Consider the following 20,280-nt stretch of genomic DNA (forward strand, 5'->3'; position numbering starts at 1 on the left):
TTTATTTACTAATTATCTGACTATGGCGAATCTACACGTATCGATAATACCAGAGGTAGTGACAGCTTAACTCAATCAATGGTACATACTATTTGATTAGCAAGTGTTGCTTGCATTTTATACAATCACGCCGGAGTTATGAGCTATTTTGTCTTTCATTTGTTGTTTGTGCTTCCCCCGATTTTGTTTCTCGCATGGAGACAACCGCAACCACTTGCAGGTGTGGGCGGGCGTAGGGCGACTTTAGGGCTACCATTAATTGCAATTGTTGCCTTTATTTATACAACGCCTTGGGACAACTATTTAGTTTGGCGGAAAGTGTGGAACTATGGCAGCGATCGCGTTTTAGGTACAATCGGCTATGTACCAATTGAAGAATATTTATTTTTTATCTTGCAATGTATTCTTACAGGGCTTTGGCTTTACTGGCTACTAGCGCGTCAACCTAAATCAAATCAGCAGCAGGCTTACCCATTTTTGCGAGTGCTGTTACTGGTAATTGGGGTATCGTTAAGTGTTGTTGGGTTTTTGATGCTGCGATCGCCCTCGACGGTGTATTTAGGACTCATTCTCGCTTGGGCTGCGCCTGTAATAACGCTGCAATGGGTAATAGGTGCAGCAACACTTCAAGCAATGCAACGCATTTTATTAATTGCGACTGTTGTGCCGACATTATATTTATGGATAATTGATCGCATTGCAATTGGTGATGGTATTTGGCAAATTTCTGAGATGTATACTACTGGAATTGAGTTGTTTGGATTGCCAATTGAAGAGGCGATTTTCTTTCTTGTTACTAATATTATGGTAGTGCAGGGATTGTTATTGTTGCTGTTGTTAAAACTGCCAAAAATTGCAGCGATCACATCTGTTGATTAATAAGTTGCTTGTAGGCGACTCAATAAATGTTCTCCAGCAGATATGGGTGGATAAATTGCTGAATTTTCTCTACGACAACTGGGAAGACACACAATCTCTGCATCGTGGTTGGGATGACAGAAAAAGGCAATCGAATAGCGCGATCGCATTATCCGTTCATCTGTTGGAATCATAACTCGATGCTTGGTAGAACAGAAAACATGATTTGTCCACCGCTGCATTAAATCTCCTGTATTGACAACAACGGTATCAGGAATTGCAGGTGCTAAAATCCATTCACCACTTCTTGCTTGGACTTCTAATCCTCCTACGCGATCTTGAAATAAGAGTGTAATACTGCCATAGTCAGAATGCGCCCCAGCGCTGACTTGTCCTGGTTTTGGTTGTTGTGTTATTGGTGGATAATGCAAAAGTCGCAATGTATGATTTTGCTGATCATGCTTTGTGGTAAAAAAGTCTTCTGGTACTTGTAAGGCGATCGCAAATGCTTGTAAAACTTGATCTGCAACTTGACAACAAGTATACCAAAATGCCAGAACCTCGCTTTGAAAATCTTCTTGTTCAGGAAGCCATTTGTTAATTACTATATTTGGAGTAGCATTATAACTACTAACTTCTTTTCCAACATTAAATGCTTCTTTAAGATCTCCTGGTTTATCAGGTTCTAAACGTTCTCTTTCAATTCCAACATAACCGCGATTGCTTATTTCATCACTCCAAGCTAATTGCTGCTTGACTTCTAAAGGAAGATTGAAAAAGAACTGCGATCGCGTAAATATAGCTTCGATTTGCTGCGAAGATATTCCTGGATTTTTGAGATACATGAATCCAATTTCGTGACAAGCTTGATAAATTTGCTGTGCTACAGCTTGTCGTGTTTCTAAATTGCCTTCTATAAATGGCTGAAAATCAATAATTGGGATTTGCATTTCAGCGTTTTTTAATGAGTAGAAATTTACAGGAAAGTTGTTTTTGTTATTAACGAACCACAGAGTTTCGGAGAGCGCAGAGGAAAGAATTTGGGAGAGATTTTCATAATAATATGGGATTGTTGTAGATTATCTGTTCTTTGGCTTAAATGAGCAGTATCGTATCGTACTTTTAGGGTTTTAAGAATAAGAGGCGCAAGTTTCTAAAAAAAAGTGGCAAGAGGAGATTTATTTATTCTCTGCTTAAGTTCTCTTGCCTGTTGTCTGATACAAAAATGCAGTTAAAGTGATACCAGACGTGTGAATATATCAGTAAAGCATATGTCTAGATATCAATTTGCTCTACAAAGATAGAACAAATTTTAAATTCTTATGACTTGACAAATGTCCATTCGATGATTCGACGCGGTGCGGCTTTTAACGCTTTAACTAGACTAGCATTATCATCAAATTTAACTTGATTGAGATCGGATGCTTCCACATTGACTGTAAAGCGCTGATCTTCAAAACACCACGGTGTGACTGTCACGAAGCCTTCATCAACTTGCATGATGTCGTAGCGTTGCCCGTCATGTGCTTTACTAATTTCTAGGGCGCGATTATCGGCGGGGAGTTCCTTTTGACACAGAATTAATGAAGCGCGATCACACCACTGCATAAATGCATACGCATCATCCGCGTCTTGCTTTGAGATTCCTAATTCTTTACACCACTGCTGTTGATTCTTTAACTGTTCGTCTAAAAAACTAGCAGCTTCGGCGGATTCGGAACGTTTTCCTTCTTGCAAGCGACTCATATGCATTGAATTTAGCAATGCTACCCAGCGCCCGCGATACAATGCTCCTTCTAAATGCTTGCGTAACTCATCATAAGATGTTTCGGGATCGAGCGTAAAGTCCATTGGCGCGCCTGCTGGCGTGAGACACCTTTCCTCCCATTCTTTTTCTAAGTCATCGTGGTGCGAAATTGCGGCGATCGTCTCATATGACCGAATAGAAACTTCTTTTCTTCGCCATTGTCCAGCAATTTGGGCTGCAAGCAGCGCATGGGCGCGGTGATAGATAATTTCCCATCCATCACGGGTAGGGTTAACGATCATATATTTCCAATACACACAACAGTTCTCATTTTTAGCATTAAGTACCGCGTCAAGGATACTAGCCCGCAGGTTATATTCTTCCCAAGCTACTTTGGCAAGTTAAAATGATAATCATTATTAAAACCGAGTTGAAGGAGAGAACCTATGACAGGTTTAATGACACAAACGACTGAATCTGCGTTGAATATTCCTAAGCGGGGAATGCCAGTAACAATTATTACTGGTTTTTTAGGAAGTGGTAAAACTACGTTACTCAATCAAATTCTGACGAACAAAAAGGATTTAAAGGTAGCTGTTTTAGTCAATGAGTTTGGCGATATCAACATTGACAGCCAACTGTTGGTCTCACTTGATGAAGATATGGTAGAACTCAGCAATGGTTGTATTTGTTGCACAATCAATGATGGACTCGTTGATGCTGTTTATCGAGTTTTAGAACGCGACAGCCGCATTGATTACTTAGTGATTGAAACTACAGGTATTGCCGATCCTTTACCAATTATTCTCACATTTGTCGGTACGGAATTACGCGATCTGACTCATCTCGATTCGATACTAACATTAGTCGATGCTGAGGCATTTACGTCGGATCACTTTAATAGTGAAGCTGCGCTGAAACAAATCTACTATGGAGATATTATGATTTTACTCAATAAACTTGACCTTGTGTCTTCGCAAAAATTAGAGGAAGTACAAGCTTACATCCGTAATATTAAAGCAGGAGCAAGAATTATTCCAACTCAATACGGTCAAGTTCCGTTACCATTAATTCTTGGTATAGGAATGACGCCAGTTAACACATTTACTCAGAAGACACACAGCGATCATCACCATCATCATCACCACCACGATCATCACTCGCATCATCTCGAAAACGATGGCTTTGTATCATTGTCCTTTGAAAGCGATCGCCCGTTTAGTGTGCATAAATTTGAACATTTCCTTACGCAACAAATGCCGCAAAATGTTTTTCGTGCTAAAGGTATTTTGTGGTTTAGTGATAGCGATTTACGACATATATTTCAACTCAGTGGTTCGCGCTATGATATGAATGCAGAACAATGGCTGAGTTCGCCAAAAAACCAATTAGTATTGATTGGGCGTGATTTAGATATTGCTCAACTTCAACAACAGCTAAATGACTGTTTGGTGTAATTTTCTTAAAAAGACTAATAAATGATAGCTTAAAAAAGCTGTACTGAATTACTTTTCTTGCCCTTGAATCCCTCGTTTGCGGGGGATTTTATAATTAAATATGTAAGGGTATATTTGATTTTTGTTAATTTTAAATAAACTGATTGCTCTTAAAAAGATTCAAGTATAAACTGATGCTCATAGAAAGGTAATCTACGAACTATTGAAAGAGAATTTAATTGAATTTCATTCGCTACTTCAACGCGATTTTAATATCACTTTTAATGTAGATGAATTCTTAAAACAGAATATCATGAATTTACCGCAGTTTGCTTCACCACTAGGACGACTCATACTCACAGAATATAATGGTGTTGCTGCTGGTTGCGCTGGATTGCGGAAAATTGGCAAGGAGGTAGGCGAAATCAAAAGAATGTATATTCGTCCAGAGTATTGCAGAAAAAGAATTGGTAAGGCTTTATTACAAGCTATTGTGAGCGAAGCACAGCAGATAGGATACTCAAAGTTATGTTTGGATTGCGCACCTTTTGCCAAAGCAGCACAAGTACTTTATCAATCAGTAGGTTTTCAGCGCATTCAACCATATCCTGAAAGCGAAAATCCTGAAGAATATCATGTAAATTGGGTATTTATGGAGTTAATGATTAAATGATTCGTTGTGAAAATGCGCTAGATACTTCGGCGATTTATGATGTTCACACTCAAGCTTTTGAACGTGAAAATGAGGCGCAATTAGTTGATAAAATTCGTGATTCGGATTGTTATATTCCGCAATTGTCACTCGTTGCAGAAGTTGATAATACTGTAGTTGGTCACATTTTATTTAGTTGTATTGAACTTGTAGGAAAAGAAAATTTACGCGTATTAGGTTTAGCACCTTTAGCCGTCGTTCCTAAATTTCAGAGACAAGGAATTGGTAGCGCACTTGTGCAAGTTGGTTTAGAAACTGCGGAGACTATGGGAGAAGCATTAGTTGTTGTTTTAGGTCACCCTCAGTTTTACGCGCGCTTTGGTTTTCAGCCGTCGCTTAATTATGGCATCAAGTCACCTTTTCCAGTACCGGCAGACGCTTTTATGGTGAAATTACTGACAAGTTATCAGGAGAAATATCAAGGGACAGTTGTTTATCCTCCTGCTTTTCAAGAAGTATGAGTAGAAACGATTCCTTTTGCTTCTAATACAGCCGCAACACGTAAAATGATTGCTTCATTATAAGGTGCAGCTATTAATTGTACGCCTAAAGGTAAGGAACCAGGGCGGTGAATCGGAACGGATAAAACGGGTAAGCCGATAAAGGATAGTGGTTGCGTGAAAAGTCCTAGATGCGGACGAATTAAAATTTCTTCACCAGCTAGCATCATTGTTTTTTGACCGATTAAAGGTGCAAAACAGGGTGTTGTTGGGGCGAGAATGATATCAATGTTTTGGAAAACTTCTTTGACGCGATCGCGAAACCACCTCCGAAAACGTTGCGCTTGAATGTACCAATGACTTGGAATCAACGCCCCCGCCAAAAAGCGATCGCGCGTTGCAAAATCAAAATCTTGAGGACGCGACCGCAACTTCTCCATATGCAAATTTGCACCCTCACACGAGGTAATAATAAATGCTGCGGCACGGGCGCGATGGGCTTCAGGTAAAGTGATATACTCAGTAACATCCAACGCTTGTGCAACTTGTTCAACCACCGTGATTGCTTCGGGTTCAGCGCCTTTGGTAAAGTAATCGCCTGCAACAGCAATTCGTAAATTCTCAATTCCACGATCGAGTTGCGGTAAACACAATTCAGGTGATTTTTGCGTACAAACAGGATCGCGATCGTCGTATCCTTGCAATAAATCAAATACGGTTGCAATATCGCGCACTGAACGTGCAAATGGTCCAACATGGTCTAAACTACTAGAAAATAATGCAACTCCCGCGCGAGATAACCTACCATACGTTGGTTTTAAGCCGAATATGCCACAAAAAGCCGCAGGGACGCGAATTGAGCCATTTGTATCTGTACCAAGGCTTAAGGGTACTAAATTCGCCGCTACCGCTGCTGCGGAACCACCAGACGAACCACCAGCAACGCGATTGAAATCATGAGGATTGTGCGTTGCGCCGTAATGTGCATTTTCAGTAACAAAACCATAGGCGTACTCATCCATATTCAACGTACCAACGAGTATCGCACCTGCTTGTTTTAATTTAGTGACTAGTGTAGCATCGTGCGTTGCTGGTGGATTTTCTGCGTTAATTTTTGCACCTGCAAGCGTTGTAATTCCAGCAACATCATATAAATTTTTGACTGCAAAGGGAACTCCTGCAAGCGAACCAGGGTGATTTCCTTGGGCGATCGCATCATCAATTCGCTTTGCATCGTGCAATGCAGATTCATCGGTAATAGCTGTAAAACAGTTAAGTTCTTGGCGTTGTGCAATGCGTTGGAGTGCAGCTTGTGTTACTTCGACAGCGCTTATTTTACCTTCACGCACAGCAGCAGCGATCGAGACAGCATCATTCATGGTTCAAACGTTGGTAAAGCTTCAACATCTGGGATGGGAAATTCATTAACGAGTTGCGCGATCGCGTGTATTTTCTCAAAATTTGCGATGACGTTTTCCCGATATTCTGGATTAATATCTAAGTCGAGAATCGCAGCGGTGCGATCAACATATTCTGCCACATCAAATTTTTCCATACGGCGCAATCTAGTTTACAAATGATGAGCGTGGGGAAATAGTATCATTTATAGTTCAACCAAAGTAGCTATTGAGAGAGAAAATAATTTATTAAGAGTCATCCACGCAGATATTGAGAAGGACTTGAAATCTGCTAGAAGCGAATTTGAGCAATCAAAGCATTCAGCTTGTACAGATTATTAACAACTCAATTATGAATAACGCGATCCGACTTCGCAGTCCCGATACCTTTTTAGTCAAAGCAACCCTGCTTGTGGTGAGTACGTTAACTGTTATGGCTGGCGCGACGACGATCGAACCCTCGCTTCCGGCGATGCGACAGCACTTTGCTGATGTTGCTAATGCTGACTATTTAGTGCGGCTAGTACTAACGGTTCCAGCGCTGTTCCTTGCGATCGCGTTTGGGCTAATGGGTATTGGCTATCTATTTATTAGTTTTTCCCGTAGCTACGAACTTGTTTTAGTCAGCTTAGCGATCGCAGATTAGGAATCGGGCTATTGATGCCCAACATAAATGTATGCTTAACCTTATCAACTCCAGTCGCGCTGCGCGGACGAATTTTAGGCGGATTGACAACGAGTTTCTTCCTAGGTCAGTTTACATCACCTTTAGTCAGTCAACCATTAAGCACTTGGCTAAGCTTAAGTACAACCTACAGGCTTGCAGGAGGATTAATGCTAGCAGTAACCGCCCTTACCCTTAGCGTAATGATTCGTTGGAAATATAGCGATCAAGAACCTTAAAAATAACGCTTGATCTCTTTCAATCTCTTACCTCTGTGTTCTCTGCGTCTCTGCGGTTTGTTGCAATTTTCTAAGGCGACATTAATCGTGGTAAACGCGCGCTTTATCGCGGACAAAGAAATTTACACCTATTACCTAAAATCGCCCGCATATCAACTACAATACCCGTTCTTGAAGCAGAACAAGCGATGCTGAATAACTTTAAACTGCTAAGCGTTCCCTTACTCAAGGAAAAACCAGATAATGATTGGGAATGGTTAGCAATCATGCAACATCACGGATTAGCAACTCGACTACTCGATTGGAGTGTGATTCCGCTAGCTGCGCTTTTGTTGCCAGTCTGCAAGCCAGCCGCTGAAAATCAAAATGGTGTGATTTGGCTTTTTCATCCAGAGGCTGAAGATTATATATCTACTTTGAAACCTCAAGATCCATTTCAAATCGATAGGAATTTCTTGCTTCAACCAAGGCTTATTAAAGAAAGAATTAAAGCACATTTGCACTTTTTCGGTTTCAATTAGATCGTTTAGGAGTTAATTCAGCAGAACTATTTCCTGATTTAGAAGGACTTTGCGCGCATCTTGAATGGCTTTATACAAAGCTTGCAGATGAAACTTATGAACACGAAAAGTACAACTTACAAAAAGTTTTTATGCCGCTTCCTAAAAGTAATTAACTTCAAATTCGCATTGGTGCGCCAGGACCTAAAGGAAGACCTAAGAATAACCAAACGAAGAACAATACTGTCCAACAAATCAAGAAAATCAATGAATAAGGTAGCATTAACGAAATTAATGTACCAATACCCATATTCTTATCGTATTTTTGCCCAAAAGCAACAACAACAGGAAAATAAGGCATTAATGGTGTGATAATATTTGTTGTAGAATCACCAATTCGATAAATTGCTTGTGTTAATTCGGGTGAGTAACCGATTAACATCAACATCGGCACAAATACAGGTGCCATAACAGCCCACTTTGCTGATGCAGAACCGACAAATAAATCGAGAACAACGGTTAATAAAATAAACAATAACAGGATTGGTGGACCAGTAATTCCGGTAGCCCGTAAGAAATTGGCACCACTGACAGCGGTGATGACTCCTAAATTACTCCAATTGAAATAAGCAATAAATTGAGCCGCAACGAACGCCAATGCGATATAGTAACCCAAAGTACTCATCGCACTACCCATCGATTGAGCAACGTCTTTATCATTGCGAATCGTACCCGCAGCTTTACCGTATGCTATTGCTGGAATGAGAAACGCGATCGCAATCAAAAATACAATTCCATCGATAAACGGTGAGGGAACAATCGTAAAAGTTTCTGGATTGCGTAAAATCCCGCGTGGTGGTAGTAATAACGCTAAAACAAAAACAATAAAAGCTAATAAAGCATAACCTGCCCACCGCAGTCCTTTACGTTCTCTAGCACTGAGTTCTTCTAGCGCTGCTGCTTCGCCCTGATAGCTACCAAGACGCGGTTCGACAATTTTATCGGTGATAAACCAACCAACGAGCGTGACAAGAAACGTCGAAACTGCAAGAAAATAGTAATTCGCAGTCGCATTAACTTCATAGTTAGGATTAATCAGTTGCGCGGCACTTTGCGATAATCCAGCAAGGAGAGGATCTAAGGGACTGAGGAGTAAGTTAGCGCTAAAACCACCCGAAACACCTGCAAACGCCGCCGCCATACCAGCGAGAGGATGACGCTTAAACGCTAAAAAGACGATCGCACCCAACGGAACTAGCACAACATAACCCGCATCGGATGCAATATTAGACATCACTCCCGCAAACACAACCGTGGGCGAAATTAACCCCGCAGGTGCAACAATTACCAACTGACGCAGTAAAGCCGCAAGTAACCCTGTTGCTTCTGCTACTCCCACACCCAGCATTGCGACAATCACGGTTCCCAGCGGTGGAAATTCCGTAAAGTTGGTGACGGCTTCGGTAACAATTCTGCGGATACCATCGGGTGTTAATAGCGATACGGCGGCAATCGTTTCACCATTTCCAGGATTAACAACACTTATGTTGAATGCAGAGGCGATCGCACTAATCGCAATCACAGCGAGACAAAAGATAAAAAACAGCGTCAGCGGATCGGGAAGTTTATTGCCAATTGCTTCGATGTAAGCCAGAGACTTACCTAACCAACCAGTTTTTTTCGGAGGGCTAGATTGTTCTGGAGGAGTTGTTTGTGTCATGAACCCCTACCTTATTGATTTTGGTAATTGGTAATCGGTTAAGATTATTGTTTCTAGTTAGTAATTGGTAATTGGTTGAAATTGAGGATGATTTTTTTGTTTCACCTTTTACCTATTACCCGATCACACTTCAAACAACTTGACTACTTTTAGCAATTCGCTTGAAGTTATACATACCAAAAACAAGCCAAAACGCTAAGATCCCAATTGTCAGCAGTAGTACCGGAACAGAACCAAACTGCGCGATTAATAGTGGTGCAGCCGCAGTAAATAAACCTCCTCCGACGATGGGTTCAAATAATAGCTGCTTGTAAGCAAAACTTTCAAAAGCACCGGAACGGTTATCGGGATCAACCATCCGCATTAAAACTAAGCCGGTTGCGGTGACACCCATCGATTGTCCTAAATCTCCAATACCGCGTTCAAACCAGAATGTCGGCAACATACGCGGTCCTAGGTAGATAAATGCTAAGACGTTCCATGCGATACCAGCAACCGATAAAATCAAAAATGGACCGAGATTGCTACCCAAGACAGCTAGCGAAATCGAAGCAAGTGCGGTGACAATGGTGACATCTAACGCAACTCCACCAATCCGCTCAATTAACGGACGACTAATGAGATAACTGCGTCCTGTGCGTTCTACAAGTAGCTGAACAATCAACCCACCAATGAGTGCGATCGGAAATAAAGGGACATAAGAAAATAATTCGACTCCGGCGCGTCCCCAGGTGATTGATTCTAAGTAGATCAGCGCTTGTAAAATTAACCAACCGATCGTGATCGCGAGTCCCACAAAGCTTAAGTTTAACGATAATGGATCGATCAGTAAATCGCGCATGAGTCGGGCGCGGGCGACGCGAATTGTTTGTGTTTCTGTTGGGCGATCGTGCGAATCAAAGCTTCCTGCTTCGGGATCTTCGCTGCGGACGACTTGAATTCGTCCGGTTTTCCGCGCCCAGTCTGCAAGCATTGTCCCTGCAATAATACCGGAAACAATACCGACCGTAGCTAAACCTAATGCTAAATCAGGTCCAGCTGTAAACCCTAAGTTGTTGAAAGTTTCGGCCATTCCAGCGGCGGTTCCGTGTCCACCTTCAAACGCAACTTCGATTAACGATGCGGCGATCGGACTCATGCCGAATATCGGAGTTAATATCAATATCGCTAGTAACAGTCCGACTACGTATTGTCCCCAAGCAAGCGTTTGTCCAAAGGCGACTTGCGGTGAAGCTTTGCGCCAAATATCGCGCGGACTCGGAATTGATTCTCCGATAAAAAGTGTTGCGAAAACGACGTTAATAAAAACACTCGGTGATTGCGACCACACGTTACGAATTGTTTCTGGAAACAAACCTTGGGCAAAGGGTGCTTCTGAGCCTGCAACAGCAGAAACAATCGCACCTAGTGCCTGTGGACCCAATAGTAAGGCAATGACTCCTGCAACAATCGAACTGGGTAAATAGAGATCTCGCAGCAATTTGACTCGCTGTCGCACAAATCTCCCGACTAAGACTAGCAGTGCGATCGTAATAAAGGCGAAAAAAACATCAATAAGTTGAAACATAGCACCCTTCCCCACAAACGCAGTCTATGCGTTTGCTGTTTGTATAAGTTAAGGCGTTTGCAGCAAGTTTACACTGTTTAAGGTGTTACTAACGCAACTAATGGAAAAGTTTTTAACCTTGTTACGCTAATGTTGTTGTATTTGCAGATACAAAGTAAGTGATTATTCTTGAATAGCTAAAAACATCACTTATTGACTTCAAGCCAATATCAACTCATGTTATAGCTTAAATTGAGAAGACACTTCGTTAATAAATCTTACTGACTATTTACAAAAAATACTTAATAATTTACTTATATCAATAGTTATTAAAATTATTGATGATATGCTAAACCACTTGATTTATGAAAGTACTAATGAAGGAAAAATTGATATTCGCTACTTTTATAACAGTTTCTTGAGAAGTTTCTAGCTTAATATAGCAATTTTTTTGAATGTGTGATTTTTTTTTAAAGAACCGCAGAAAACGCAAAGATGAAGAATAAAGAGAAGCTCTCATGCATGATTTAGGACTGTGATATAACCTTTTCCGCTTCAAGACGACTGTAGATACTCACATAACCTCTCCAGATAGAAAAACCTTAGATTGTTGATTTTTAAAATAACTTAGGGCAACCTAATCAGATTGCCCCAACGTGAAATCTGATGTCTAGACAACCTTAATATCAGTGCTAGGGTTAAACCCTGAATTTGACTGCAGGCTTGCCAAAGCAGTTGTATCAAAGAACAATGTGTTACTGCTGAAAGAGAACTTGCTTGTATCACCTACGGCAATTCCAAATCCCGCAGCCGAGATTTCTATTTTATCTCCCTGCCCCACAGAGAAATCTGTAATTGTATCTAGTCCTTCTAACGGAGACAAAAATACAAAAGTATCAGCACCTGTGCCACCAGTAAGCACGTCGTTGCCTTCTTTGCCTGTTAAACGGTCATCACCACTTCCACCCATCAGAGTATCGTTATTGAGCGCTCCAACTAGCGTATCGTTGCCAGCCCCGCCATCGAGGTAATTGTTACCAGAAAATAAACTTGTCACCCATTCACCGTAGTTGGAATACTCCGATCGCTTCCCCGTACCAGCAACCAGAGAGTCAAATCCATCACCGCCAATCAGAGTATCGCTACCGGCTCCTCCCTGTAAAGTGTCGTTACCAACCCCGCCATCGAGGTAGTCGTTACCAGAAAAATCTACGCTGACGTAAGGATTTGCTCCTCTACCAACCACTGAAATCAGCAAGTCAGATCCAGCACCACCAAGCAGGGTGTCACTACCAACTCCTCCTTTTAGCGTATCGTTGCCAGCCCCGCCATCGAGGTAATCGTTACCTGATTTGTCCTGAATATATCCCCACCCGACATTTGTAAAAAGACCTGCGTCTAAGTTATCGTTGCCGTTTCTGCCAAATAAGGTATCATTACCAACTCCTCCTTGCAAGCTGTCGTTACCATCTCCACCGTCGAGGTAATTGTTGCCCGAATAGCTATAGAAAATGCCAGTGCCAAAGATGTCGTCATAAGAATTACCAATACCAGCAACTAAGGTATCATTACCATCTCCACCATAGAGGATGTCGCTACCAAAATTGCCAGCGATGTAATTGTTCAGCGAGTTGCCTGTGCCATTAATATTTTTGTTACCCGTAAGCGTCAGGTTTTCTAAATTACTACCTAGTGTATAGCTGACAGAAGACACAACGGTATCTGTACCTGCGTTAGCAGCTTCAACTATAATATCAGCAGTGGAAAACACAATATACGTATCATTGCCGCTGCCCCCATCTAAAGTATTTTTTGCTCCATTGCCTCCATGTAAAGTATCGTTGCCATTGCCTCCATAAAGTACATCTGCCCCAATACGGAAACCGCCACTCAGAAAATTCTTTGAGAACAAAACATCATTGCCATCGCCACCATAAAGAGTATCATTACCACTGTTATTATCTGTTCCTCCCATTAAGGTGTCATTTCCTGCTCCTCCACGCAAAGAATTATGAGCATTATTACCCGTGATGGAGTTGTTTAAGTTGTTTCCTGTGCCATTAATTGCACTGCTACCTGTTAGCGTGAGATTTTCTAAGTTACTACCCAACACATAGCTAACTGAAGACACAACAGTATCGATTCCTGCATTCGCAGCCTCTGTAACTACGTCACCTGTGTTGTCAACAATGTAGCGATCGTTGCCAGTGCCTCCAATTAACGTATCAATACCAGTTCCACCGTTGAGCGTATCGTTACCACTTCCGCCATCAAGGCGATCTCTACCTGCTAACCCACGTAAAATATCGTTACCACCTAAACCAAACAATGAGTCAGCAAGCGCTGTTCCTGTTAAAGTATCGTTCCCTGGAGTCCCGTAGATAGTTGCCATTGTCTTCCCCTTTCATTATTCGGCGTGAAAGCATTTTTCGCTTCACCGCGCTTCAGCTTTATCTTTTATTTTCTTTAATCCAATAGATCTAATTTTGCTTCTATCAGTATTAATTCAGAATTACAGCTATCTTTTGTGCAAGCGATCGCTCGTTTGTAATATTTATTTATGATTTTCTAATAATGCTCAAACAAGTCTACACTATTTATCAATTTATATATAGACACTATCAAAGTTGTCAAAGCTGAAAGTATTTAGTTACCTGGTCTAACCTTAATAGGTTGTACTTCTGTCTATATTTGTTGAAGTTTTTTATAGTTAACATCATCAATTATATGTTGAACACCTTGAGTTACTAAGGTATTACCAACACCCAATAAAAGGCAGTTTTAGTTAAGATGCTACTTTTACATCCCAAATTCCATCGCCAATAAACACAGTTTTTTGAGACTTTTCTAACTTGTACCACTTTTTTGCTTTTAAATTAACAGTTTCTATAATCTCTTTTCTTGAAAAACTATCATCTGCCGAAGCTATAGGAATGTTGGTAACATCTATGCCAGCTTTATGCAAGTTAAATAATGCAGATTCAGATCAGCCTTCTGTTGCAATAGCGGTATGATAGTTAGGTTGTAACTGACTGATTACAGTTGTTACTCCTGGAATCGCACTAAATAGATTGGGATTTTGTGCTGCTTGATGCAGTAGATCGATAAAATGTTTTTTGAGTCTAAGTAGTTCCTCTTGAGAGCGAAGTCGTCCTAATTCTTTTTAAAAAATCTGTTGAGCAATTCCCAAATTTCTACTGTGTGTATATTCTTGCCAGTTTTGATGTATATGAAATATGCTAAATTCTTCAGCAAAGGCACGCAAAAAGCAATCATTATCAACTTTGTTTGTATCAGTAAGCGTATTATCAATATCAAAGATTACTAATTGTATACAGCAACTTTCTTTGTATTTTCATATTTTGTCAATCACCAAAAGTCAAAGGTAAAGAGTGCTTCTTAATTAAGACATAAAATTAATAATTTCTAAAGGAAAGGCGAAACTTCCATCTTCATGGGGTTTAAAATCAATTACCTGGAACACAGCATCAAGATTTAATGCACCATAAATATGAGGAAATAATTCATCTTCTTGGATTCCTTCATAGCGAATTTCGGCGTGAACTTTATCAGAATCGATGCACAGTAGTACTAATCCCTGCTGATTCTCAAAGAATGTATTTGCTACATTGATAACTTGCTGTGGAGTAGAACAGTGAATAAATCCTTCAGATTCTAGTGTATCACCGCGATAGATTTGAAATTTTTGTGCGGCTTCCCATTGAGCGCGTTGCGTGATGTGTAAAATAATGTTCATGAATGGTCATTGGTAATTGATAATTGGTCACTATTTGCAACTCAAATTTAGGATGGTGCAACGACGGGTAATAAGACTTGCGAAGGGCGATCGCCTCCACAATGTACAGTTAAAGTTACAATTTGCGAATCCATCAACCGCGTACTACCCATTGGTGAACCTGTACCAGGATTAATCGGATACGCTGGAAAACACGCAGCACTTAAACTAAGACGGAGGGCGTTACCTTTGGCGATTTTGACACACGTTGGTTGCAAAACGACTCGCAAAGGCGATCGCCTTTCATTTACGTGCAAATAACCTTGCGTTAAGTTATATACTTTACCATCACTGTGGACTTCAGAAAGTACCGCGCACAAGTCATGATATGGAGTATCTGCACTACAAAAAACCTCGACCGCAACATCTCCTGCAAAATGTAAATCGGTTTCTAGCGGTGCTGTTGTATAAGTTAAAACATCAGAACGACGGTCAATATGCGATCGCTCAAATGAACCTGCGGGTAATGCGGCGTGACCTCCTAGTGATGGAACAGGTCGCCATGGGTCGTGAACTAAAACATCAGGTGGATACGATTCTGCATACGTCGTGGTTAGTTTACCTTCATCTTCGCGGATACTTGCTAACCCACTACTTGACAAGTAATACGATTTATGGTTTTTTTCGTACCAGCCATTAAATTTGCGCCACTGGTTACTACCCATTTCAAATAAACATACAGGCGATTCTTGCGACCAACCGCGATCAATTCCTTTGAGGAACTGATCGAACCACTTGACTTGCAGGCGATCAACAGGATTCAAAGCCTCAATGCCAAAATCAACATCGCCGACTTTGCGACTCCAAGGTAAATGCGCCCAAGGTCCTACGAGTAACTGTTGACGATAGGCGCTACGCGCAGCAAAATCTTTGTATAGATGAAGTGTACCGCGTAGATACGTATCAAACCAGCCGCCGATGTGAAACATTGGTAAATCGACATTTTGCAGATACTTCTTGGGTGAAATATCTTCCCAGTAACTATCAGCTTGCGAATGTTCGAGCCACTCGTGATAAAAAGCATTCGGTGCAAGTTTGCGCAAGCATTCGTTTAAACTAGGAACAGGATCGTATAGTGGGATATTCTGTGCTGCGGCATAAAGCGTATGATGCGCCGCCGCATCGCCTTGTAGTCGCGCGGTTTCTGCTGCTAATTGAATTGCCCAACCCAAATTTGTTTGCAAACAAAACGCGCCACCTTCATATACCCAGTCGGTATACAAATCATAAGCAATCATTGCTGGACAAATTGTTTTTAACGCTGGCGGTTTTGCAGCGGCGGCGTATAGCTGCGTCATGCCCTGGTAGGAAAAGCCATACATTCCCACCTTACCATTGCTTCCAGGTAAGTTCGCTGCCCAGTTTACGGCGTCTTCACCGTCGTTGATTTCGTTGACGAATAACTTGAATTCGCCTTGTGATGTCCCACGTCCGCGTACATCTTGAATCACCACAATGTAGCCATGAGCAGCATACCAGATCGGGTGCGCGTACACTACCGTAGATGCGATCGCTCTGCCATACGGCTGGCGCATCAACAATACCGGAAATTCCCCTTTCGCATCAGGGCGGTAAATATCCGCATCTAACCGTACTCCGTCACGAGTCAGCATTGATGCACTTTCTTTCGGACGCACCGTTAGCATAATACTGGTGCAGGTAAGCGACGCAAAACAGCTAAATCCTCCGCATCGAGTTCTACTGGTGTACCACTGCGAATTAATTCCGCAAAATCTTCATTCGGCACCATAATACACAATGCGTACAACCGCGTCGAGCCTGTATTTTCAATCATATGTGTGCCTGTGGGAGGTACTAACACACTGTCTCCAGATCTAATTGCTACCGTTTTGCCATCACAAATAGCGCGTCCTTCACCGGATAGAATAAAAAACATTTCGACTGCCATTTGATGGCGATTTGGTGGTGTTTTGCCACCAATATCAAAAATTTCTACACAAATGGTTAACGAAATATTGGCAGAAGCAGTATCAAAGACAATTGCTAAGCGATTCGTATCACCAGGACTAATCTTAAAAGCTTGATAGTCTTGCGGCGATTTGGCAACGGGGATCATGCAGCGAGTTGTGTCCATATGCTAATTGCTAGTTGCTAGCGCATGAAGGATAGCTTGAGAATCGGTCACAAAGCCAAAACACTGCTTTATGTTATAAATTGTTGCTTGCCAGCAGTATTCTGGGGAAGTTGTCGCAGTACAGTCTTTTACTAATACACAGTCATATCCTAAAAAATTTGCATCTTGCAAGGTGACTAAAACACATTGATCGGCGTTGACTCCTGCAAATAACAATGTAGTTCTACCCAAGTTACGCAGAATACTATCCAGCGGTGTGTCCCAAAACCCACTCATGCGATACTTATCAACACAGATATCTTGTGGTAATTGTTTGAGTTCGTCTACGACAGCCGCTGCCCAACTTCCTGCCATTAATACTCTAGCGTTATTACTTGGTAACGGATCGCCAAGCCCGATACCATCGCCTGTAGGATCGTAGACGTGACGCACATTTGCACTGATATTGAGTAAGTCAGGACGATTTCCCCAATTTAGCCAAATGACAGGGACATTGCGATCGCGTAATTTTGGTAACAGTTTGTTAATCGGCTCAATGGGCTTGCGGGCGAGGGTGACATCAACACCAATGTGTGCTAGCCAACCATCAGGATGGCAAAAGTCATTTTGCATATCAATGACTAAAATTGCGGTTTTGGCTAAGTCGAGGTGTAAGGTTTTGGTTTCGGTTTTAAGTGTAATAATTTTGGGAGCTAATGGTGGACGGGTAATATCGGCGATCGCTTCATCTACCGCCCACGCATTTGGTGGAATTCCTAGGGTTCGTAAGGGTCGATTCATAATTTTAAATTTCGTTTTTTTATATTGTCTTAGGTGAATTACAGTTGAATTTAAGTATTCTATTTTACGGTTGTGTGGGTGGAAAGGAGGTTATTTTGATTGAACCACCAAGGACACAAAGGAAGAGAGTATTTTAGAGGAAAGTTGGAGAAGGATTGATTTAACGAAATACTTTAAAATTAGTTCAGTGCTAAGCAATATATAACTATTTAATTAAGGTTAAATCTGTGAGTTTTACGATTCAAAATGTTTTCATTCCGGTTGATGGTGGTTATGAAACTGTAGATGTGCAAATCGAGAAAGATCGCATTACAAAAATTGCTCCTGGTTTGGAAATGCTTGGTAAAGTTGTTGATGGAAACAACAAATTATTACTTCCTGGTTTCGTAAATGCTCACACGCACTCTTCCGAAATGTGGCAACGCGGGCTAATTCCGCCAGTACCATTAGAATTATGGATTGCAGAACTTTATGATTTTGCACCTCTCGATCCCGAACAAGTATACTTAAGTGCGCTGGGAACCGCTGTGGAAACCTTGCTATCGGGTGGGACGAGTGTTGTCGATCATTTAGTATTAATTCCAGGAAAAGAAATTGAAACTGTCGCCGCTGCGGTTAAAGCTTATCAAGAAATTGGCATTCGAGCATTTATTGGTCCATTAATTCAAGATCAGGCGTTGGCGAGTGGAATTCCTACGGGTGAAGTGCAGCGCGAAGCGACACCTTATTTTCGCTCGACTCAAGCAACGTTAGAACTGATGCAAGAAGTCGTAGCACAGTTTCACTCTCCTGAAGCAGGTGTACATATTTTAGTAGCACCAACGGGAATTCAACTGTGTTCGGATGCGCTGTTTGCTGGATGTATTGAATTAAGCGATCGCTACAATCTTTGTCGTCACGCGCATTTATTGGAGACGAAAGCACAAAAGCAGCTAGCACAAGAAAAGTATGGTTGTAGTGCTGTTGAACATCTTAAACGAATTGGTTATTTGAGCGATCGCACCTCTTTGGCGCATTGCGTCTGGTTGAGTGATGCAGATATCGCCATTTTGGCAGAAACGCAATCTACCGTTGTTCACAATCCTTTGAGTAACTTGCGTTTGGGCAGTGGAATTGCCCCAATTTTAAAATATTGCCAAGCCGGAGTGAATGTTAGTTTTGGATGCGATGGTTCGGCAAGTAACGACTCGCAAGATCTGCTTGAAGCGATTAAAATCGGCTCAATGCTACACAACATCACTGATTTCGACTACCGCCACTGGATTACTCCGCGTCAATCGGTCGAAATGGCGGCATTTGGTGGTGCAAAAGGCTTGAATATGGCTGAGGAGTTAGGTTCTTTAACCAAAGGTAAAAAAGCAGATTTGGTACTATATGACCTTACTAGCTTATCACTGCTACCGCGCACCGATCCGATTGGTTTACTCATCCTCGGTCGTCCTACACAAGCTGTCAACAGTGTTTGGGTAAATGGCAGGCAAATCGTCGATAATGGTGAAGTTGCAACAGTTGATGTCGATGAATTGCGACACAATTTATTTGAACGCAGTCAGTGGGATTTCAACCGTCAATCAAAAACCGTAGGTGAAATCGAAGCACACTACCGCGAAGTCATGGGCTTAGGATTAGCCAAAGAGTATTCATAGTCTCCTCTCTTTGTCTCAACAGCTTATGCTTCACAGCTAACACACTGGCGTAGATTGACTGTTTGTTCTATGCAAGTGCTAGGTTACATAGCTTAATCTAGTCTAAAAGGTGCTTTGGTCATACCAAACGCAAACGTAGAGTCGCCATGAAAAAAGTAGCAGTATTTGGCAACGCTGGAGGCGGTAAATCAACTCTCAGCAAAAGACTATCACAAATGACTGGTTTACCACTTTACGTCTTAGACAAGATTCAATATCCATCAGGAAACACTGAGGTTCCGCAGGAAGAATATCAGCACATCCATGCGCAAATTTTGGCGACTGATCGATGGATTATTGACGGGTTTGGTTGCACAGAAACCCTCTGGCTACGACTAAATGAAGCTGATAGTCTAGTTTTTGTCGATCTACCGCTATATGTGCATTTTTGGTGGGTGACTAAACGAATGCTTCTAGGTTACTTTAACCCACCAGAAGGCTGGCCGCAAAACAGTCCAATATTGAAAAGTTCGCTGAGTAGTTACCGCGTGCTTTGGCTGTGTCACAAGTATTTGAACCCAAAATATCGCGAATATATCCAGCAGGCTCAAAGCATAAAGAGTGTTTATCACATTCGATCAACTGCACAGATCTCGCAATTTTTTGAATTGATTGGAAATCGGGCTAACCATAGAAATAGTGCATCAGCCTAACAGTTGCGCTAC

At 41.6% G+C, this 20,280-nt stretch carries 21 protein-coding genes; 9 read left to right on the forward strand and 12 right to left on the reverse strand.

The genetic code is table 11. The features are described from left to right. Positions 1-138: 138 nt before the first annotated feature. Positions 139-879 carry a lycopene cyclase domain-containing protein gene (locus tag NIES1031_RS01390; RefSeq protein WP_073547745.1) on the forward strand — a complete coding sequence of 247 codons (741 nt, stop codon included), beginning with the start codon at positions 139-141 and terminating at the stop codon, positions 877-879. On the opposite strand, the gene NIES1031_RS01395 is transcribed toward NIES1031_RS01390, so the two are convergent. Both NIES1031_RS01395 and NIES1031_RS01400 read right to left on the reverse strand, forming a co-directional pair. Further along, positions 876-1,808, reverse strand: coding sequence for an isopenicillin N synthase family dioxygenase (locus tag NIES1031_RS01395; RefSeq protein WP_073547746.1), 933 nt, complete (start codon positions 1,806-1,808; stop codon positions 876-878). The two genes, NIES1031_RS01390 and NIES1031_RS01395, sit on opposite strands and share 4 nt — an antisense overlap. Positions 1,809-2,178: 370 nt before the next feature. Then, positions 2,179-2,922, reverse strand: coding sequence for a DUF3891 family protein (locus NIES1031_RS01400; RefSeq protein ID WP_236738674.1), 744 nt, complete (start codon positions 2,920-2,922; stop codon positions 2,179-2,181). A gap of 129 nt (positions 2,923-3,051) precedes the next feature. Here NIES1031_RS01400 and NIES1031_RS01405 point away from each other — a divergent pair, with 129 nt between their 5' ends. The 3 genes from NIES1031_RS01405 to NIES1031_RS01415 all read left to right on the forward strand — a co-directional run bounded on the left by NIES1031_RS01405 (position 3,052) and on the right by NIES1031_RS01415 (position 5,214). Further along, positions 3,052-4,062, forward strand: coding sequence for a CobW family GTP-binding protein (locus tag NIES1031_RS01405; protein ID WP_073547748.1), 1,011 nt, complete (start codon positions 3,052-3,054; stop codon positions 4,060-4,062). Positions 4,063-4,264: 202 nt separating this feature from the next. After that, positions 4,265-4,714, forward strand: coding sequence for a GNAT family N-acetyltransferase (locus tag NIES1031_RS01410; protein WP_218596617.1), 450 nt, complete (start codon positions 4,265-4,267; stop codon positions 4,712-4,714). Continuing rightward, positions 4,711-5,214, forward strand: coding sequence for a GNAT family N-acetyltransferase (locus NIES1031_RS01415; RefSeq protein WP_073547749.1), 504 nt, complete (start codon positions 4,711-4,713; stop codon positions 5,212-5,214). The genes NIES1031_RS01410 and NIES1031_RS01415 overlap by 4 nt, the downstream gene beginning before the upstream one ends. Here the strand turns inward: NIES1031_RS01415 and NIES1031_RS01420 are convergent. Together NIES1031_RS01420 and NIES1031_RS01425 are read right to left on the reverse strand one after the other, a co-directional pair. Next, positions 5,202-6,572 carry an AtzE family amidohydrolase gene (locus NIES1031_RS01420; RefSeq protein ID WP_073547750.1) on the reverse strand — a complete coding sequence of 457 codons (1,371 nt, stop codon included), beginning with the start codon at positions 6,570-6,572 and terminating at the stop codon, positions 5,202-5,204. The two genes, NIES1031_RS01415 and NIES1031_RS01420, sit on opposite strands and share 13 nt — an antisense overlap. Then, entirely contained in the window at positions 6,569-6,748 is a 180-nt protein-coding gene (locus tag NIES1031_RS01425) for a DUF4089 domain-containing protein (protein WP_073547751.1), read from the reverse strand. The genes NIES1031_RS01420 and NIES1031_RS01425 overlap by 4 nt, the downstream gene beginning before the upstream one ends. Before the next feature lie 194 nt (positions 6,749-6,942). Here NIES1031_RS01425 and NIES1031_RS24635 point away from each other — a divergent pair, with 194 nt between their 5' ends. The 3 genes from NIES1031_RS24635 (at position 6,943) to NIES1031_RS23125 (ending at position 8,014) form a co-directional block, all read left to right on the forward strand. Then, positions 6,943-7,236 (forward strand): hypothetical protein, encoded by a 294-nt coding sequence (locus NIES1031_RS24635; RefSeq protein ID WP_073547752.1) that lies wholly within the window; start codon positions 6,943-6,945, stop codon positions 7,234-7,236. A gap of 14 nt (positions 7,237-7,250) precedes the next feature. After that, the gene (locus tag NIES1031_RS24640) at positions 7,251-7,493 is read left to right on the forward strand and encodes a hypothetical protein (RefSeq protein ID WP_073547753.1); all 243 of its coding nucleotides are present in this window, start codon (positions 7,251-7,253) and stop codon (positions 7,491-7,493) included. A gap of 149 nt (positions 7,494-7,642) precedes the next feature. After that, on the forward strand, positions 7,643-8,014 hold the full coding sequence (locus tag NIES1031_RS23125; RefSeq protein ID WP_236738687.1) for an FRG domain-containing protein: 372 nt from the start codon (positions 7,643-7,645) through the stop codon (positions 8,012-8,014). 157 nt (positions 8,015-8,171) lie between these two features. On the opposite strand, the gene NIES1031_RS01445 is transcribed toward NIES1031_RS23125, so the two are convergent. The 8 genes from NIES1031_RS01445 to NIES1031_RS01480 all read right to left on the reverse strand — a co-directional run bounded on the left by NIES1031_RS01445 (position 8,172) and on the right by NIES1031_RS01480 (position 17,930). Beyond that, on the reverse strand, positions 8,172-9,713 hold the full coding sequence (locus tag NIES1031_RS01445; RefSeq protein ID WP_073547755.1) for an AbgT family transporter: 1,542 nt from the start codon (positions 9,711-9,713) through the stop codon (positions 8,172-8,174). 130 nt (positions 9,714-9,843) lie between these two features. Then, complete coding sequence (locus NIES1031_RS01450; protein ID WP_073547756.1) at positions 9,844-11,280, reverse strand: sodium/glutamate symporter; 1,437 nt, start codon at positions 11,278-11,280, stop codon at positions 9,844-9,846. 649 nt (positions 11,281-11,929) lie between these two features. Then, positions 11,930-13,651, reverse strand: a complete 1,722-nt coding sequence (locus tag NIES1031_RS01455) for a calcium-binding protein (RefSeq protein WP_073547757.1) — start codon at positions 13,649-13,651, stop codon at positions 11,930-11,932. A gap of 393 nt (positions 13,652-14,044) precedes the next feature. Further along, positions 14,045-14,224 (reverse strand): hypothetical protein, encoded by a 180-nt coding sequence (locus tag NIES1031_RS01460; protein WP_073547758.1) that lies wholly within the window; start codon positions 14,222-14,224, stop codon positions 14,045-14,047. A gap of 438 nt (positions 14,225-14,662) precedes the next feature. Next, positions 14,663-15,016: a DUF952 domain-containing protein gene (locus tag NIES1031_RS01465; protein ID WP_073547759.1), complete on the reverse strand. Its 354-nt coding sequence runs from the start codon at positions 15,014-15,016 to the stop codon at positions 14,663-14,665. Positions 15,017-15,063: 47 nt separating this feature from the next. Beyond that, positions 15,064-16,701: a CocE/NonD family hydrolase gene (locus NIES1031_RS01470; protein ID WP_178378019.1), complete on the reverse strand. Its 1,638-nt coding sequence runs from the start codon at positions 16,699-16,701 to the stop codon at positions 15,064-15,066. Beyond that, a complete protein-coding gene (locus NIES1031_RS01475; protein WP_178378020.1) occupies positions 16,695-17,150 on the reverse strand; it encodes a cupin domain-containing protein in 456 nt (151 codons plus the stop codon). Before NIES1031_RS01475 ends, NIES1031_RS01470 begins: the two co-directional genes overlap by 7 nt. A 3-nt stretch (positions 17,151-17,153) precedes the next feature. After that, the gene (locus tag NIES1031_RS01480; protein ID WP_073547761.1) at positions 17,154-17,930 is read right to left on the reverse strand and encodes a cysteine hydrolase family protein; all 777 of its coding nucleotides are present in this window, start codon (positions 17,928-17,930) and stop codon (positions 17,154-17,156) included. Positions 17,931-18,157: 227 nt separating this feature from the next. On the opposite strand from NIES1031_RS01480, the gene NIES1031_RS01485 reads away from it, so the two are divergent. Then, positions 18,158-19,576, forward strand: coding sequence for an amidohydrolase (locus NIES1031_RS01485; protein ID WP_073547762.1), 1,419 nt, complete (start codon positions 18,158-18,160; stop codon positions 19,574-19,576). 146 nt (positions 19,577-19,722) lie between these two features. Beyond that, a complete protein-coding gene (locus NIES1031_RS01490; RefSeq protein ID WP_073547763.1) occupies positions 19,723-20,268 on the forward strand; it encodes a P-loop NTPase family protein in 546 nt (181 codons plus the stop codon). Positions 20,269-20,280: the final 12 nt, after the last annotated feature.

The sequence above is a fragment of the Chroogloeocystis siderophila 5.2 s.c.1 genome (assembly GCF_001904655.1).
Lineage (GTDB): Bacteria > Cyanobacteriota > Cyanobacteriia > Cyanobacteriales > Chroococcidiopsidaceae > Chroogloeocystis > Chroogloeocystis siderophila.